Source organism: Pseudanabaena sp. BC1403 (assembly GCF_002914585.1).
Taxonomy (GTDB): domain Bacteria; phylum Cyanobacteriota; class Cyanobacteriia; order Pseudanabaenales; family Pseudanabaenaceae; genus Pseudanabaena.
Genome location: NZ_PDDM01000008.1, coordinates 174,585 through 190,865, shown reverse-complemented (window position 1 = coordinate 190,865; position 16,281 = coordinate 174,585). Strand labels below are relative to the sequence as shown.

Sequence of the window (16,281 nt, the reverse complement as noted above, 5' to 3'; positions counted from 1 at the left end):
ACCAACTTGCTTGCTTTTCAGTAAGTACAATACTTGCACTCGTTCTTTATCTGAGCCTGTTTTCTGCCGCCCTAGCATCTCTTTTAGCTCTTCTTCGCTTTCACTTATTTCTAATCTATATACTCCTGCCATTTTTTTATCCTCTTTCTCCTTTTTCTCTTATATCATCTGTTGCCTCTTCTTTGTGTTTTGGTATAAAACCCAAATAGAGAAATTCGGCGCTTCGCGCCGAATTTCTCTATTTGGGTTTTGAGCTGTATCAGGAATTTCTTTCCGTGTAAGGTTGTCCTAAGCAAAACTTACATTTCAATATCATAAATAGCAAACTTCTTTTTGAGCTTGCATTGAATTTAAGCTAATTATCCGACTCCTTCTTTAACTCCGTCTCAATTCTTCCAATCTGCACCGCATAGTTCTCAATTCCTTTGCCTGAACGAGACTTCAGCCCTGCCGCATGGAGTCCCACAATCTGATAAGCACCATCAATCTTGCCAATCAGCGCCGAACCAGAAGCTCCAGAGTTTGTATCGCAATCATGCACAAACATCCCATCCAATTCTCCGACTACACTACAGCCGACATGAACGCCTGCTGTCTCTCCCTTACCAGCTTGCAAATCTCCATAGATCTTTGGATCAGGATAATCGACCGAATAGCCTGTCACAAATAGCTTTTTTTGATAATCTTTCAACTTTGTCAAAGAAAGAGATTTCCACTTCAGGTATCCATACTTATCGCCCAAAGGCTTATCCAGTAACAAGATTGCCCAATCATCAGCCGAGTCCTCTTCTGAGTTCTTTGTTCCCGCAAATACTTCCTTCACCACCGCATAATCTGTCTTTTTCTTCAATCGGCCATTGATTAAGTTGGGTAAAAAGACCAGTTTCTTCGCTAACTTCCCTTTGTCATAAACGCAGTGAGAGTTGGTGAGCACATGCGACGCACTAATCAATGTTCCTGTGCAAGAATACTTTTGATTTTTCCCAGTCCATCCCACCACTTTGCCCACCGTAGACCAAGGATAATCTCGGCTCATCATCGGCTGGCGCTGGTCTTTCCCAATTACGCTTCGAGTAGCAATGGGCTGCTCTGTTTGGCGCAAGATTCTAGGCACAAAGCCATTAGAATTTGTGTTAAGGGGCTTAGACTCATTAATCTGTGCAGGAGCATCTTGGGTCAGCAACTCCTCAAGCGATTGTGCTTCTGAGGGGGCATGGATCATGATCCCGCATAACGAGGCGATCGCTATCCCACACACAAACCCGATTAAAGCTTTCCACATTTTGACTTGCATAGACTTATTTCCTGAGCATCTAAGGTTAGCTTTTACTAGGTTAGATCAAAAGTAAATGATCCCTATGGTGGTTACGGAATTTGCAACAATAATGGTTTATGAGAGTGTGCCCCAAAGGGACACACTCTCATAAACCATTTAATTAAAGCCCATTACCGATCGCGAAAAATGCTGACCAATAATTAGGATGATTATATTTTGGTGATTTGATCAGAGAAACTTGCGCTCTATGTAAAGCCTCAGTCGATGAGATATCGCTTTTTTTGAGTTCGCGATAAAATGCTTCCATTAGGGTTTGAGTACCTTGATCATTTACTGACCAAAGCGAGGCGATCGCATTTTTTGCCCCTGCTTTTTGGACTTGATAGCCAAAGCCCAAGATTTCCACACCATCACCAAGTTTACCTGTGCCTGTCTGACAAGCACTCAATATGATCAGATCTATATTCGGGATTTGCCAATCGCTAATTTCATTGAGGCGGATTTTGTCGCCATTACCAAAAATGATGAAGGAATTTTCTGGTGCACCAGTATTAAACTCAGCATGGGTCGCAAGGTGGAGAATATTGTGATTTTTGAATTTTGATTCGATGGCTTGGCGGCTAAAGTCTTCTTCGATTAAAGTAACGGAATTGTTAAAGGAATCGGCAATTGATTGCACTTCTTTAATCGTCGCGGGTAGAGCAATTTGTCCAAATTTTCGCTCACCTGCTTTACCCCCAAATGCTCCTGCAAGGATGCTAGGCTGAGATTTGGAGCGTGGCGAAAAATCGGACAAAATATAGGCTATTAGATTGCTGATGCGATATTTCTCAATTAGCCATTGGTTGCCATCATATAGTGCGGCAAGAGGAATATAGCGGAGGATTCCATCAGGAGCATAGAGAATTGTGTCAGTCTTGGCTTGTGCAAGTTCTATTTCGATGGGCTTAATTAGCAAGTTGTAGAGTTCTTTAGCAGATTCTTTGACATCTTCGGAGCCAGAATCAAGAAGTCCACTTCTGTAGTCAATTATTAAGTTCTCTAGTTTGGATTTGGAGATTTTTACAGTGCGGCTGATGGGAATAGCATTTGCAGAGAAGAGAATTAACTCTAAGCGATCGCTAAGAATTAGAGGATAGAAAAGGACTGTTCCTTGAGGAATTTGTTTGAGATAATCGGGAACTTTATTAAGCTCAGATTTGGGAGGTTGTTGAATCTGATTGGCAAGTTGGCGATTGAGTTCAGGGATTTGCTCTTTGCTAATGCCTGAGAGCTGAGCACTAATCGTTTTTTCTGGCTCTAGCATTCTAATCCCTTGCGAGGTTCGATCATTCCCTTTGATATTTTTGAGATAGTCTTCCAGTTCTTGGACTTTGAGCAAGTCAAGGACTTGGATCGCCTCGATCACACGTCCTTGATTGAGTAATAGCCCAGCAAGTATCCGATAGGTAAATCCAACTCGACCTAAATAAGATTTCCGTTCTTCTTGGCTGAGTCCACGAATATCTTTACGAATGGATTCACGCACATTGACAGATTGTTTATAAGATAAAATTGCGAGATCGGGAAAATTTAGTCCATAAAATGACAATCCCAAATTATTGAGGATAATTCCTTCACCATCACGATCACCGATTTGTTTGGCGATTACTAAAGCTTGCTGGTAAGACTCAATTGCATTTTGATACTGTCCTAGATTGTTATATGCAAGCCCCAAACCGATCAATGAATATCCTTCTCCGTTACGATCGCCGATTTGCTTGGAGATGGCTAAAGACTGCTTGTAGAAATCGATTGCATTCTGATATTTTCCTATCCTGTAGTATCCATTTCCCAAACCGCCAAGTGATTTGCCTTCACCATTGCGATCGCCAATTTGTTTAAGGATTGTTAAAGCTTGCTGATAGTAATCAATTGCTTTCTGATACTGTCCTATATTGTTAGAGGTAAGCCCTAAACCAATTAGTGAAGCTCCTTCTCCACTGCGATCGCCACTTTGTTTGGCAAGTGCTAAGGCTTGCTGATAGTAATCAATCGCTTTCTGATACTGTCCTATATTGTTAGAGGTAAGCCCCAGATTAGAGAGAGATTTTCCTTCGCTAAGGCGATCGCTGATTTGTCTAAATATTGCCAAGGATTGTTGATGGTAATCTATGGCTTTTTGGTACTCGCCCAGACTGGAGAATGTAGTGCCAAGATTGCCAAGGGTAGATCCTTCGCCATTAAGATTGCTAGTTTGTTTAAAGATTACTAAAGCTTGCTGGTAGTAATCTATGGCTTTTTGATACTGTCCTAGCCTGTTGTGCGCATTTCCTAGTCCATTGAGAGAAGTACTTTCATTATTGCGATCGCGGATTTGCTTGCTAAATTCTAAACTTTGCTGAAAAGCGGCGATAGATTGCTGGTACTGTCCGATACTGATGTTTGCAATGCCTAACCCAATAAACGCATCTCCTTCTCCAACGCGATCGCCTGTTTGTTTAATGATTGCTAAAGCTTGTTGGTAGTAGTCTATGGCTTTTTGATGTTCGCCGAGACTGTTATATACAAAACCAAGACTGAGCAACGAAGCCTTTTCCCTGTTGCGATCGCCAATTTGTTTAAAGATCGCTAAGGCTTGCTGAGATGCTTCTATCGCCTGCTGATACTTGCCTAGGCTGCTAGATAAAACTCCAAAACTATTGTAGGACATACCGAGAGCAAGGATCGCATATTCTTCACCTTTGCGATTGCCGATTTGTTTAAAGATTGCTAAGGATTGCGAATAAGCATCGATCGCTTTTTGATACTCTCTCAAACTGTTATAGGCATAGCCTAGACTGACCAGCGAAAACCCTTCACCGTAGCGATTGTTTGTTGTTTGATAGATTGTTAACGCTGCTTGATATGACTGAATTGCTTCACGGTATTGTCTTTGGGAAAGCTGTCGATCTCCCACTTGGATCAGTAGATCTGCCGATAATCTGGAATCTTGCGTCATCTGTGCTTGGGAAGTCAACAAAGGCAAATCAGGCGGCAAAACTAAGCCCAAGAGTCCAGATACCAAAATAAACGTAAGTGAGTAAATCCGTGAAGCCATAACATCACCTTTGAACTTACCGAGTAATTATACATTTGCTAAAACTCCTTAGCTCAATACTCATGTAGGATTGCTGTAGCCCTAAAATATAGTTAACGAGCGTGCAATCTTCTCATCCTATTGCGATCGCATCAGATCATCTATCAGTAGCCGATCGCATCGAATCTTTTAAAGCAGGTTTTCTCGGCGCGATCGCTAGTGTGTTCGCTTTTTTTGCGATCGCCCTATTGCATCATTTTTTGCAGGATTTTCTGACTGTTCATCTGACTGTGCAACTAATTAGCAGTTTTGAGCTTGGCAATCCCTTCATTTTGCTAATCAAGCTAGGCATGATTGGTTTTTCAGGTTTTTTGTTTGCAGTCACCTATCGCTACATCGTGCGCCGCGATCGCAACTCACATCTCAAATCGGGGGCGATTTTAGCTTTTGCTTGCATCCGTAGTTTTGCCGCAATTGATCGCGATTTACCTGCACTAACGCTGTTGCCTTTAGTCCAAATGGCTTTAGTGATCGCCATCTTGTTACTCGAAAATATTGTATGGTTAGCGATCGTGCAAAGTATTCTTGAAACCGCCATTCAGCACAAATGGATCGCCGCTTTTGGTTCGGTAAAGGATTAATTAATTTATGGCTATTCAAATATGGCAATGGATCACTGAGCCGCTTGCGCTGGAATTCATGCGCAATGCCTTAATTGCAGGTGGCTTAGCAGGAATTATTTGTCCAGCGATCGGCTGTTTTTTGATCGTGCAGCGAATGGCATTACTAGGCGATGTGATGACGCATACGGTGATGCCAGGCATGGCGATCGCCTTTTTTTGGCGTATTGATGTCACGATCGGGGCATTTATATCGGGGATTGGGAGTGCATTTTTGATTGCATGGTTGCGATCGCAGACTCGCGTTAAGGTTGATGCGGCGATGGCGTTAACTTCTTCGAGCTTTTTTGCGATCGGGATTTTGTTGATTTCATTGCTCAAAATCAAGATTGATCTGCATGGCTTTTTGTTTGGCGATATTCTTAGCGTTTCCCAGACGGATACGATGCGGGCGGGAATTATTACTGTGATCGTGTTAGCAGCGATCGCGATGTTTTATAAGCAATTATTGTTTTATACCTTTGATCGGATTGGGGCACAGGCTTTGGGATTGCCCGTTAATCTCATTTATTTGGGATTAATGGCAGGGGTAACTTTGACGATTATAGCCAGTATGCAAACGATGGGTGTGGTGTTGGTGGTGTCACTATTAGTTGGCCCCGCGATTACCGCCTATTTATTAGTTAAGGAATTGCATCAGATGATTTTTGTGGGGTCTGGTTTAGGTGTTACGGCAAGTGCGATCGGTTTATATGCCAGTTACTATTTGAATTTGCCTTCGGGCCCTGCGATCGTCTTAGCAGTGCTGCTGTTATTTTTATTGACCTTAGTTTTTAGTCCCAGTCAAGGCTTACTCACAGGCAAATAAAAAGCGGCGCGATGCGCCGCTTTTTATTTGCCTATAAAAGGCAGCGCATCGCGCTGCCTTTTATTTGTTTAATTTATGCTTCGGTTGTTTCTTCGGTTGCGCTTTCTTCAGACGCTTCAGCTACTTCAGCAATAACTTCTTCCACGACTGGTTGTGGTTTGGTTGGCTTAGGGCCTCTAACCAAAGCGAGATTTACGGGAGCTTTGACTTCTTCGTCCCTTCCGCCTCTTTTATCTCTCTTGCCTTTACCACCATCACGACCATCACGGCCAGAAGAACGCCTTTTGTCGGAGTCGTCAGACTGTCTAACGCTAGGAGTGGTTTCGTTGGTTTCGGGGTTTAGCTGACGATCTGCTTTTTTGATAGGACGTTCTACCATTGTTAAATTCCTGATTAACTTGATGTATTTGTATCCTAGCCTGTTTGGGCATACTCTCACGAACAAAACTAGAAAGGGCGCAAAGCGCCCTCATAAAAGCCTAAAAGTAGAGATGGCGCTTTCGCGCTGCCTCTACTTTTAGCTAGAAGTTTAATTTGCGATCGCACCAAAATCATGGATCTATTTTCTATCCCTAACGTTATCGATAGACTTAGAGATTCCGTAGTTAGGAATACAAAATCACAGTTTGACTAGCACTTAATCTCAAATCATTCTAAGCAATGATTAAGAAGTTAGCCAATGACAAATCACTATCCCGTTGTAATTGTTGGCGGTGGTCAGGCGGGTCTATCCATGAGCTATTGCTTAAAGGAAAGAGACTTAGACCATATAGTTTTTGAGAAAAATCAAATTGCGAATGCATGGCGATCGCAGCGCTGGGATTCCTTTTGTTTGGTAACTCCAAATTGGCAATGTCAGCTTCCTGGATATCCCTATAAAGGTAAGGAGCCAGAAGGTTTTATCAAAAAAGATGAAATCGTTGCTTATATTGAAAATTATGCGCGATCCTTTAATCCACCGATTAAGGAAGGCGTGGAAGTGCTAAATTTGCGACGAGGCGATCGCGGTATCTTTGAAGTAGCTACGAGCATTGGTGATTACACTGCCGATCAGGTTGTCGTGGCCGCAGGTGCATACCATCAGCCCAAGATTCCTAAAATCTCGGAGCGCTTGCCAGACCATATTTTGCAGGTTCATTCTTCAAAGTACAAAAATCCTGAATCTCTTCCCGATGGCGCTGTTTTGGTAATAGGTACTGGTCAATCGGGATGCCAAATTGCCGAAGATTTACATCTGGCAGGGCGCAAAGTGCATCTATGTGTTGGTAGTGCGCCGCGATCGCCCCGTCGTTATCGCGGTAAGGATGCGGTGGAATGGCTGGATCTGATGGGATATTATGACCTATCGATTGATCAGCATCCCCAAAAAGAGAAGGTACGGAGCAAAGCTAACCACTATCTCACAGGTCGCGATGGTGGTCGCGAGATTGATTTACGGCGTTTTGCTTTAGAAGGAATGCAACTCCACGGCAGGTTGAAAAATATTGCTAGCAATAAATTGGAATTTTTCAATGACCTCAAGCAAAATCTTGATGGTGCAGATGCAGTTTCCGAGAGTATTAAGAAAACGATTGATAATTTTATTGCTAAAAATAATCTTGATGCACCCCTTGAGCCTCCCTATCAACCCGTCTGGCAACCAGCAATGGATATTCCCGATCTAGATTTGGCTGAGGCGAATATTACAACCGTGATCTGGTGTACAGGCTTTCAGTCTGACTTTAGTTGGATCGAGATTCCCGTATTTGATGGCAAGGGTTACCCCTGTCACGATCGCGGTGTGACGGATATCAAAGGGCTATACTTTTTGGGATTACCTTGGCTCTATACATGGGGTTCGGGTAGATTCTCTGGAGTTGCTAGAGATGCTACTTATCTCGCTGATTACATCATGGCGCGACGCAAGGTTTCCCATGTGAGCGATTGGACTGTAGTAAACGAGTTTTTGCTCGGTTCATGACTACCTATCGAAATCGATAGGTAAGCGATCGCATTTTGATAATTTCATAAATAAAGCGATCGCCTTCCTGTCGATAAAGATAGAGTTCTCTTTTTCGTAGCTAGAGATACAAAATAGAACCTTGTCTAACAACTAATCTGGCTTCAAGTTCTTAGTTAGATATAAGCTTTTAGTTCTTGGCTTTTAGCTTTGCTAGCACTTGTTCAGATTAAACATCAGAAACTATTTGGGAATTGTATAGATCCCCCCCAGCCCCCCTTAAAAAGGGGGGAGAATTTAATTCCTCCCCCTTTTTAAGGGGGATTGAGGGGGATCTCTTAGAACTTTTGATCGCAGAAAGTAATTCTTACATGGTTTCTTAAAGAAATTTTGAACTTCAAATTTTAAAGCTAATAGCTATTAGCTTCTTAAACATTTACCTTAAAGGAAACAACAATGCCTGAAGTAACTACTCCTGCCCATCAGACTGGCGATTTCTTTGTGAACTATGAAGAGAAAGTATTTGAAGATGTCAAAGCTGAACCAGGGGAGAAAGCCCTAGTCACATTCCATACAGTAGCTTTTGAAGGTTCAATCGGTTTTGTAAACCTCCTGCAAGCAACACGATTACTTCGTAAAGGTTTTGAAACTTCGATTTTGCTTTATGGCCCTGGGGTGACTCTCGGCGTACAGCGCGGCTTCCCCAAACTAGGCGACGCAGCTTTCCCAGGACATCAGAATTTCAATGATCAAATCACTAAGTTCATGTCTGAAGGTGGCAAAGTCTATGCTTGTCGCTTTGCATTGCAAGCTCTCTATGGACATGGCGAACCTTCGCTGATTCCTGGTATTCGTCCGATTAGTCCTCTGGATGTATTGGATATCATTCTTTTACATCGTAAAGATAACGCCTTCATTCTTGATACTTGGACTCTCTAGGAACTAGATAAATCGTGGATTACTCACGCAAAGTTAGAGCTGCCGCTGTCCAAATCAGTCCTGTGCTGTTTAGTCGCGATGGCACGACTGAGAAGGTCTTGCAAGCGATCGCAAACGCCGCTAAAGAAGGTGCTCAGATCGTCGTCTTCCCTGAGACCTTCGTTCCCTACTATCCCTACTTTTCCTTCGTGCAGCCACCAGTAATGATGGGAAAAGAACATATGCGACTTTATGACGAAGCCGTGGTGGTTCCTAGTCCTGTGACGGATGCGGTTAGTCAAGCAGCGCGATCGCATGGCATCGTTGTTGTATTGGGTGTAAATGAGCGGGACGGAGGTTCTCTCTATAACGCACAATTAATTTTCGATGCTGATGGCTCACTATTATTGAAGCGCCGTAAAATCACGCCGACCTATCATGAGCGGATGGTATGGGGACAGGGAGATGGCGCAGGTTTGAAGGTAGTGGATACTGCGGTTGGGAAAGTGGGCGCTCTTGCTTGTTGGGAACATTACAATCCTTTGGCGAGATTTGCGTTGATGTCTCAGCATGAGCAGATCCACTGCGCTCAGTTCCCAGGATCATTGGTTGGTCAAATATTTGCTGACCAAATTGAAGTCACGATCCGCCATCACGCGCTGGAGTCTGGATGCTTTGTGATAAATGCTACTGGTTGGCTTTCGGCAGATCAAGTTGCGCAAATCACAACCGACGAGAAACTCCAAAAAGCTCTCAGTGGTGGTTGCAACACCGCTATCATTGGGCCAGAGGGAAATCATCTCTGTCCACCAATTACGGAAGGCGAAGGTATGGCGATCGCAGATCTAGATTTCTCGCTGATCACCAAGCGGAAACGCATGATGGACTCAGTTGGACATTATGCGCGTCCAGACCTGCTCCAAGCTCATTTAAATGCTGAACCATATTCAGGATTTCAGATCGCAAATTTCGATGAGAGCGTCACCCTTAATGAATAAGCAACAACTGATTACCGAATTACAAACTAAGGGTTTGCAACTAGTCGATCGCCAAAATGATCGCGAAAGCGATCGCCAAATGGGAGCGAATGGTCGAAAAGGTGGTGCTGGCCCGTCGGATCACAAGGCGATCGCTATTGATGGTACGACGGTAATGGTTCCAGTTTTCAACAGTTCGGCAGCAAGTTCTCCTTACACTGTGGAAATCAACGCCGAAACTAATGAGATGATCTTGGAATCGGGCAAAACTGCGATCGCGCCCATTTCTTTCCCGAAATCACCTAGTTTCTATAACCTCGCCACCAGCGATGGGATTCCCTATTGGAAAATCGCCCTCTTGCATAGCCATGATGTACTAGCTACAACGGTTTTGCAAACCTGTATGCGCTATAACAATACCGATACTTCCTGCCAATTCTGTGCGATCGGGCAATCTCTGGAAGCAGGGCGTACCATATCTCGGAAAACTCCTGCGCAACTCGCGGAAGTTGCGGAAGCTGCTGTGCGGCTGGATGGTGTCAAAAATATGGTGATGACCACAGGCACACCAAATACTAGCGATCGCGGTGCTGCTTATTTAACGGAATGTGCAAAAGCGATTAAGGCAAAAGTGGATATTCCGATTCAAGTCCAATGCGAACCTCCCGATGATTTTATCTGGTTTGAACGTATGAAAGCCGCTGGTGTTGACACGTTAGGAATGCATCTGGAAGCTGCTGACCCAAAAATTCGCGCCAAAATTATGGCGGGAAAAGCCAGCGTCCCCCTTGAATATTATTTTGAAGCTTTCGCTGCTGCCGTGAAAGTATTTGGTTGGGGACAGGTCAGCACCTATCTCTTGGCTGGGCTAGGCGATAGTTTAGAAACTCTGGTGGAAACCTGCGATCGCCTAATTAACATCGGCGTTTATCCCTTTGTGGTTCCCTTTGTCCCGATTAGCGGCACACCCTTAGCTAATCATCCTGCACCAACAACCGAATTTATGTTTGCGGTTTATGAGCAGGTGGGCGCATTACTAAGGCGATCGCATATGTCTTCAGCCGATATCAAAGCAGGATGCGCAAAATGTGGCGCTTGTTCAGCACTTTCTCTTTTTGAATAAGAATAAGACCCTCCCCCCTTGCCCCTCTCCCAGAGGGCTACCTTGTACACACAAGTTTGGATTATCTGTATACATCACGGAAGCCCTGCACTCAAGTGCGGGCTAAGAGCTGAAGTCCACTGAAGTGGACTAAAGAATAATTTCTAAGCAACCCATTTCAACGTGTCGAATTTCTTCAGTCGGTTTCAACCGACTTTAGCTTTTAGCCCACACTTGAGTGCAGGGCGACTTGTGTATACTTACTCCCCTTCTCCATCGGGAGAAGGGGCTGGGAGATGAGGGCAGAATATTAAACTTAGGGACAATTATCATGACTTCCGATTACATTTTCAAACTCGCATCCACACCTCAAGAAATCGACGCATACTTTGAACTTCGCAAAGCAATCTTTGTCGAAGAACAATATGTATTTGAAGAGAATGATGTTGATGACATCGATGCGATCGCCTATCCGATTGTGGCAATTAACCCTGAGAATAATCAAGTTGTGGGCGTTGTCCGCATCTATGAAACCGAAAAAGGCATTTGGTATGGCGGCAGATTAGGCACTCATAAAGACTATCGACGGGGTTGGCAAATTGGCAAAGGCTTGATTTACAAAGCAGTGACTACCGCGAACACATGGGGCTGCGATCGCTTTTTCGCCACAGTCCAAATTCAGAATGTGCGATTCTTCCAACGTCTACATTGGGAATCTCTAAAGGAAATGACAATCTGCGATCGCCCCCATCACTTTATGGAAGCTGACCTTAATTTCTATCCACCAAGTGATGAAATCCGACCTGCATTTCCATCTCAAATCCGAGAGGCTTCATAGATGCTAGCGGAACTCGCAGCTAAGCTCAGGCAGTCTATGGGTATCTTGCATAAGCAGGATATTCAAATTACGGCAAGAGGTTTAGGTGAGCAATGGAATGAGTCAATTCTGTTAGGCGATGACTGTGCAGCGATTCCAGATCGTGATAGCTATTTGTTACTGGCTGCCGAGGGCATGTTACCGCAATTAATCGAGACTGATCCTTGGTTTGCGGGTTGGTGTTCGGTGATGGTTAATGTCAGCGATATTTACTCGATGGGGGGTGAGCCGATCGCAGTTGTCGATACTCTGTGGAGTCAATCGACCGACTCTATTTCAGAATTATTAGCAGGAATGAAAGCGGCGGCTATTGCCTATCAAGTACCGATTGTCGGCGGTCATACTAATTGCCGCAGTCCCTACAATGCCTTGTCAGTGGCGATTCTGGGACGCGCTCAAAAGTTGCTCACCAGTTTTAACGCTCAGCCTAATGATGTATTGTTGGCTGCGATCGATATGCGCGGTCAATTTCATCCCGACTATCCCTTTTGGAATGCGGCAACTAAAGCCGATCCGCAGCAACTACGCGAGAATCTCTCAATTTTGCCTTGTTTAGCCAAATCAGAATTATGTGACACTGCTAAAGACATCAGTATGGGCGGCATTATCGGCACTTTACTAATGCTCACAGAAACTTCCAATTGTGGCGCAATTCTAGATCTAGATCGGATTCCTTGTCCTGAGAATGTACTCTTTGAGCGTTGGCTGATTTCGTTCCCTAGCTATGGATTTTTATTGAGCGTGCGCCCTAAAAATGTAGAAGCAGTTCAAGTTCTTTTTCATGCTCAAGATTTGGCTTGTGCAGTAGTCGGGGAGATTCAAGCTAATGCAGAAGTGATCTTGCGATCGCAAGGTGAGTCAACTCTATTCTGGGACTTCTCTCAGCAATCTTTAACGGGGTTTAGCGATTCCTTTCAGGATGCGTCCCGCCGCAAAGACAAATAATTGTTAGGCGATCGCAACCTAAATTCCCACAATCCCAGCATTTTTACTTATATAGGACTTACGCAAAAATGCCCTGAAAGCCTCATTTTACTGTAGGGGCAATTCATGAATTGCCCCTACGTCTCGTTCTTTTGCTTAAGTCCTATTATAGTCATTTCTCGTTTATACACAAGCTTTCCAGACAATATGCATTAGCCAGAAATATTAGGCTGTTCTGGAGCTTGAGGGGACAGATGAGAAACTTACCTCCTTGACATTCAGTGTGTAATAATGAATAAAAAATACTAAAAACATTGAACTAAGTTTCCATATCCTATGGCATACATTGCTGAAGCAATCAATATAGCAGTGATGAGAAATCCAGCCTGCGCTTCACCTGACACTAAGGTGATTGAGGCAATGACTGCTATGAGTAGGATAAGTGAGGCTCATGCAAATTGTATTGTCGTTGTAGAGCATGAACAGGTGGTCGGACTCTTAACAGAACGGGACATGTTGCGCCTAGCCGTACAGAAGCTTCCAGTAGAGCATCTAACGCTACGACAAGTATTGAAACACCCGCCCGTAACCATAAGAGAATCAGCATTAAACGATCTGAGCACTGTGCTTAATCTCTTCGAGCAACTTCAAGTCAGCCACTTACCCGTCGTAGATGATAGCGATCGCTTGGTAGGACTGATCAGTAATTCCAGTCTTCATCAAATATTAAGTTCCATTGCTCTCCAACAAGCAAAAGAACAAGAACAGCCACAAACGGACTTATTCCGCCAACAATCCGAAGCAAGGTTTCGGGCTAGTGAACAGCGCTATGTGTCCCTAGTAGCAGCATCTCCTGTAGGTATTATTCATACTGATCTAGAGGGGATTTGTACATACGCTAATGAACGCTACTGCGAGATTATTGGGATTGAGTCAGCCAAACTCATCGGGCAACTTTGGTTTCAGGGACATACCCCTGACAATTTGGAGCGCATTAATCAAGAATTTGAGCTATCCTTGCGCGAAAACTGTCCTTTTCACCTTGAATATAGTATCCAAAGTTCAGATGGAGCGGAAGTTTGGGTTTATGGACAGGCGGTTGTGGAGTATGATGCCGAAGGTCAAAAGATCGGTTATATTGGCACGGCAACGGATATTAGCGATCGCAAGCTAGCCGAATCCCTTCTCGCCAGCCAGCACAAGATTCTCGAACGGATTGCTAAAGCTGAACCATTGTCGGACATTTTCGAGATATTGCTCAAAACGATGGAATCCTATCTGTCAGGCTCAGTTTGTTCGATTACGCTCTGTCGAGATGGTCGATTATGCGAAGTGACAGCACCAAGTCTGCCTCATGACTATGCGCTGGCAATATATGGTTTGCCGATCGCGGAAGGGGTCGGTAGCTGTGGAACAGCAGCTTTTCGGCGGGAGTTAGTTGTTGTTACCGATATCGACCATGATCCCTTGTGGCAGGATTACAAATCCTTTGCACTAGTCTATGGATTACAATCCTGCTCATCGATTCCGATTTTTGCCAGCGATCAGACGTTATTGGGTGTGTTTGGCATTTACTATCGCGAGAAAAAAGTACCCCAATCCCAAGAACTAGAATGGATCGCTCAGGCAGCAAATATTGCAGGCATTGCGATCGAACGCCAGCAGGCAACTCAATCCCTAACCCAACTTAATCAAACACTAGAAAGTATAGTTGAAGAAAGGACTGCGGCTTTACAAATGAGCGAAGAGCGCTGGCAATTGGCGCTCAAAGGATCGAATGCTGGTATTTGGGATTGGGATATCATAGGGAATAAGAAGTTTTATTCCACTCGCTGGAAAGAGATGCGGGGATTTGCTGAGGACGAGATTAGTGATTCGGTTGATGAATGTGAGAGTCGGGTTCACCCTGATGACTACGATCGCACCCTTGCCCAACTTAATGCCCATCTAGCAGGAGAGACAGAATTTAGTGAATTAGAATATCGGACACGTTGCAAGGATGGCTCCTATATTTGGATTGCCGATCGGGGGCAGGCATTGCGAGATGCTACAGGACAAGCCATTCGCATGATTGGCTCCGATACAGATATTACAGCGCGTAAACAGGTAGAAATTGCACTCCAAGAAAGTGAACGGCGGTATTCAACCTTGGCTGCTGCTGCACCTGTGGCAATCTTTCGATTTGATAAACAGCTCAATTGCACCTACGTGAACCATCGATGGTGTGAAATGACAGGTCGCTCTGCGGAATCGGCTTTGGGCAGAGGGTGGATGAATGCCTTGCATCCTGACGATCTCAATCATGCTCTTGAAGAATTGAATTACCTGCATGAACATGCCTCTCCAGATTCTCAGTTTCTAAAAAATGGAGAGGGACGGCATTTACGACCAGATGGCTCGATCAATTGGTTTTATTCTCAAGTTGTTCAAGAGTTCGATGAAGCTGGTAACCTCATCGGCTATGTCGGCACTCTGACAGATATTAGCGATCGCAAAGTGGCTGAGCAAGAACTAATTCTCAAGCAAAATCATCTACAAGCCCTGCTCAATAATATTCCCTACATTGCTTGGATTAAGGATGAACAAAGTCGATTTATTGCGGTGAATCAACCCTTTGCTCAGTCCTGTGGCATTACCGTTGACGAGATCGTTGGCAAAACAGATTATGATATTTGGCCCGCTGACCTAGCGCAAGCCTATCGAGATGATGATGCCCAAGTCCTGCAATCGTTTCAACGCAAGGTCGTAGAAGAACGAGTTGCTCTTGCCGATGGCACGCTGGGGTGGATAGAAACCACGAAAACTCCCTTTAGAGACGCTCGACAAGTGCTAGCAGGAACTGTAGGTATTGCAGTAGATATTACCAATCGCAAAACTGTAGAACTTGCCCTGAGAGAAAGTGAGCGCCGATATGCCAGCTTAGTAGCAGCGTCTCCAGTTGCCATTTTTCGCTTTGATACACCTATGCACTGTGTCTATGTCAATGAGCGCTGGAGTGCTCTGAGTGGGCGACCAATGGAAGCAGCTTTGGGATACGGTTGGATGGAGGCATTACACCCCGACGATAGCGCGCAAAATATTGCCGAATGGGCTGAATACTATACCCAAACTGGGGATGGGGATTTTGACATTCGAGGAAGCGAAGCTAGGCATCTCCGCTTAGATGGAACCACGACTTGGTGTTACATACAGGTAGCGAAGGAGTTCGATGATGATGGCAATGTGATTGGCTATGTCGGCACTCTGACCGATATTACAGAACGCAAAACAACAGAAATTGCTCTGCAAGAGAGCGAAACGAAGTTTAAGCGGATTACAGAAAGTGTGCCTGGGATGATTTATCGCTATGTCTTGCATCCAGATGGTAGCGATGAATGCACCTATGTGAGTCCCCAAGTTCGGCAATTTTTTGAACTCGAACCAGACATTGTGCTCCAGAGTGTTAGCCATCTATGGGAGAGAGTTCACCCAGATGACATGCCTATAACACTAGAAGAAGTAAAAGTTTCGGCTGAATCCTTGAAACCATTCTTTATTGAAGAAAGGTTGATTCTCCCCCAAGCAGGGCTTAAATGGGTACAAATTATGGCTCGTCCAGAACGACATAAAAATGGTGATACTGTCTGGGATGGAGTCGTTCTAGATATTACCGATCGCAAAAAATTAGAACAAGAACAAACAAAACTTACAGCAATACTTGAAGCAACGCCAGATTATATCGG

11 protein-coding genes and 1 pseudogene are annotated in these 16,281 nt (G+C 44.4%); 9 read left to right on the top strand and 3 right to left on the bottom strand.

Going from position 1 to position 16,281, the window contains the following annotated elements; genetic code table 11:
- Positions 1-355: 355 nt before the first annotated feature.
- Complete coding sequence (locus CQ839_RS09875) at positions 356-1,294, bottom strand: serine protease (protein WP_103668105.1); 939 nt, start codon at positions 1,292-1,294, stop codon at positions 356-358.
- Between the two features lie 142 nt (positions 1,295-1,436).
- Positions 1,437-4,355 carry a tetratricopeptide repeat protein gene (locus CQ839_RS09870; RefSeq protein ID WP_103668104.1) on the bottom strand — a complete coding sequence of 973 codons (2,919 nt, stop codon included), beginning with the start codon at positions 4,353-4,355 and terminating at the stop codon, positions 1,437-1,439.
- A 101-nt stretch (positions 4,356-4,456) separates the two neighbouring features.
- Here CQ839_RS09870 and CQ839_RS09865 point away from each other — a divergent pair, with 101 nt between their 5' ends.
- Both CQ839_RS09865 and CQ839_RS09860 read left to right on the top strand, forming a co-directional pair.
- Positions 4,457-4,975 carry a hypothetical protein gene (locus CQ839_RS09865; RefSeq protein ID WP_103668103.1) on the top strand — a complete coding sequence of 173 codons (519 nt, stop codon included), beginning with the start codon at positions 4,457-4,459 and terminating at the stop codon, positions 4,973-4,975.
- 7 nt (positions 4,976-4,982) lie between these two features.
- Positions 4,983-5,822: a metal ABC transporter permease gene (locus CQ839_RS09860; RefSeq protein WP_219817760.1), complete on the top strand. Its 840-nt coding sequence runs from the start codon at positions 4,983-4,985 to the stop codon at positions 5,820-5,822.
- A gap of 73 nt (positions 5,823-5,895) precedes the next feature.
- On the opposite strand, the gene CQ839_RS09855 is transcribed toward CQ839_RS09860, so the two are convergent.
- The gene (locus CQ839_RS09855) at positions 5,896-6,201 is read right to left on the bottom strand and encodes a hypothetical protein (protein ID WP_103668102.1); all 306 of its coding nucleotides are present in this window, start codon (positions 6,199-6,201) and stop codon (positions 5,896-5,898) included.
- A gap of 300 nt (positions 6,202-6,501) precedes the next feature.
- On the opposite strand from CQ839_RS09855, the gene CQ839_RS09850 reads away from it, so the two are divergent.
- The 7 genes and pseudogenes from CQ839_RS09850 to CQ839_RS09820 all read left to right on the top strand — a co-directional run.
- Positions 6,502-7,782, top strand: coding sequence for an MSMEG_0569 family flavin-dependent oxidoreductase (locus tag CQ839_RS09850; RefSeq protein ID WP_103668101.1), 1,281 nt, complete (start codon positions 6,502-6,504; stop codon positions 7,780-7,782).
- A gap of 435 nt (positions 7,783-8,217) precedes the next feature.
- Entirely contained in the window at positions 8,218-8,700 is a 483-nt protein-coding gene (locus CQ839_RS09845) for an MSMEG_0572/Sll0783 family nitrogen starvation response protein (protein ID WP_103668100.1), read from the top strand.
- Between the two features lie 14 nt (positions 8,701-8,714).
- Positions 8,715-9,677: a Nit6803 family nitrilase gene (locus CQ839_RS09840; protein ID WP_181016160.1), complete on the top strand. Its 963-nt coding sequence runs from the start codon at positions 8,715-8,717 to the stop codon at positions 9,675-9,677.
- Positions 9,670-10,779, top strand: coding sequence for an MSMEG_0568 family radical SAM protein (locus tag CQ839_RS09835; RefSeq protein WP_103668098.1), 1,110 nt, complete (start codon positions 9,670-9,672; stop codon positions 10,777-10,779). The genes CQ839_RS09840 and CQ839_RS09835 overlap by 8 nt, the downstream gene beginning before the upstream one ends.
- Before the next feature lie 310 nt (positions 10,780-11,089).
- Positions 11,090-11,596 carry an MSMEG_0567/Sll0786 family nitrogen starvation N-acetyltransferase gene (locus CQ839_RS09830; protein ID WP_181016159.1) on the top strand — a complete coding sequence of 169 codons (507 nt, stop codon included), beginning with the start codon at positions 11,090-11,092 and terminating at the stop codon, positions 11,594-11,596.
- Positions 11,597-12,580, top strand: a complete 984-nt coding sequence (locus tag CQ839_RS09825; RefSeq protein WP_103668097.1) for a sll0787 family AIR synthase-like protein — start codon at positions 11,597-11,599, stop codon at positions 12,578-12,580.
- Between the two features lie 315 nt (positions 12,581-12,895).
- Positions 12,896-16,183: pseudogene (locus CQ839_RS09820) on the top strand (PAS domain S-box protein); the annotation flags it as partial.
- Between the last annotated feature and the right edge of the window lie 98 nt (positions 16,184-16,281).

What these genes read in the sequence shown, in the direction of transcription:
- CQ839_RS09875 (WP_103668105.1), bottom strand. Translation starts at nt 1,294, where the DNA reads ATGCAAGTCAAAATGTGGAAAGCTTTAATCGGGTTTGTGTGTGGGATA.
- CQ839_RS09830 (WP_181016159.1), top strand. Translation starts at nt 11,090, where the DNA reads ATGACTTCCGATTACATTTTCAAACTCGCATCCACACCTCAAGAAATC.
- CQ839_RS09825 (WP_103668097.1), top strand. Translation starts at nt 11,597, where the DNA reads ATGCTAGCGGAACTCGCAGCTAAGCTCAGGCAGTCTATGGGTATCTTG.
- CQ839_RS09850 (WP_103668101.1), top strand. Translation starts at nt 6,502, where the DNA reads ATGACAAATCACTATCCCGTTGTAATTGTTGGCGGTGGTCAGGCGGGT.
- CQ839_RS09835 (WP_103668098.1), top strand. Translation starts at nt 9,670, where the DNA reads ATGAATAAGCAACAACTGATTACCGAATTACAAACTAAGGGTTTGCAA.
- CQ839_RS09860 (WP_219817760.1), top strand. Translation starts at nt 4,983, where the DNA reads ATGGCTATTCAAATATGGCAATGGATCACTGAGCCGCTTGCGCTGGAA.
- CQ839_RS09855 (WP_103668102.1), bottom strand. Translation starts at nt 6,201, where the DNA reads ATGGTAGAACGTCCTATCAAAAAAGCAGATCGTCAGCTAAACCCCGAA.
- CQ839_RS09845 (WP_103668100.1), top strand. Translation starts at nt 8,218, where the DNA reads ATGCCTGAAGTAACTACTCCTGCCCATCAGACTGGCGATTTCTTTGTG.
- CQ839_RS09870 (WP_103668104.1), bottom strand. Translation starts at nt 4,355, where the DNA reads ATGGCTTCACGGATTTACTCACTTACGTTTATTTTGGTATCTGGACTC.